A 1,130-nucleotide genomic window follows, 5' to 3' on the forward strand; every position below is an offset into this window, starting at 1 on the left:
GTCTAAGACTTACGGTGGTGTTGCTCGTGACTTCGCACAGATCGATAACGCTCCAGAAGAGCGTGAGCGCGGTATTACAATTAATACTTCTCACATCGAGTACGATACACCTTCACGTCACTACGCACACGTAGACTGCCCAGGCCACGCTGACTATGTTAAAAACATGATCACTGGTGCTGCACAGATGGACGGCGCTATCCTAGTAGTAGCTTCAACAGATGGTCCAATGCCACAAACACGTGAGCACATCCTGCTTTCACGTCAGGTAGGTGTACCTTTCATCATCGTATTCATGAACAAGTGTGATATGGTTGATGACGAAGAACTACTAGAATTAGTAGAGATGGAAGTTCGTGAACTTCTTTCTGAGTACGATTTCCCAGGTGATGACTTACCAGTTATCCAAGGTTCTGCACTAGGCGCACTAAACGGTGAAGCACAGTGGGAAGAGAAAATTATCGAACTAGCAAACGCTCTAGATACTTACATTCCAGAGCCAGAGCGTGACATCGATAAGCCATTCCTTCTTCCAATCGAAGATGTATTCTCAATTTCTGGTCGTGGTACAGTAGTAACAGGCCGTGTTGAGCGTGGTATCATCCGCGTTGGTGACGAAGTAGAAATCGTTGGTATCAAAGATACAACTAAGACTACTTGTACTGGTGTTGAAATGTTCCGTAAGCTGCTTGACGAAGGTCGTGCAGGTGAGAACTGTGGTGTTCTATTACGTGGTACTAAGCGTGATGAAGTAGAACGTGGTCAAGTACTTGCTAAGCCAGGTACAATCACTCCACACACTACTTTCGAATCAGAAGTATACGTGTTATCAAAAGATGAAGGTGGTCGTCACACTCCATTCTTCAAAGGTTACCGTCCACAGTTCTACTTCCGTACAACTGACGTAACTGGTACTATCGAGCTACCAGAAGGCGTAGAAATGGTAATGCCTGGTGACAACATCAAGATGGTAGTTACTCTAATCCACCCAATCGCAATGGATGACGGCTTACGTTTCGCTATCCGTGAAGGTGGCCGTACAGTAGGTGCTGGTGTTGTAGCTAAAGTTATCGCTTAATAGCGGTTAATTAGTTAACACTGATAAAAGGAAGCTTCGGCTTCCTTTTTTG

Annotated in this window: 1 protein-coding gene; it reads left to right on the top strand. The window is 45.1% G+C overall.

Going from position 1 to position 1,130, the window contains the following annotated elements; all coding sequences use genetic code 11:
- Positions 1 to 1,078, top strand: a 1,078-nt coding sequence (gene tuf / locus JCM15074_RS20155; protein ID WP_025823760.1) for an elongation factor Tu, incomplete at its 5' end; no start/stop codon positions are given.
- Positions 1,079 to 1,130: the final 52 nt, after the last annotated feature.

This window comes from Shewanella marina JCM 15074 (assembly GCF_000614975.1).
GTDB classification, from domain to species: Bacteria; Pseudomonadota; Gammaproteobacteria; order Enterobacterales; family Shewanellaceae; genus Shewanella; species Shewanella marina.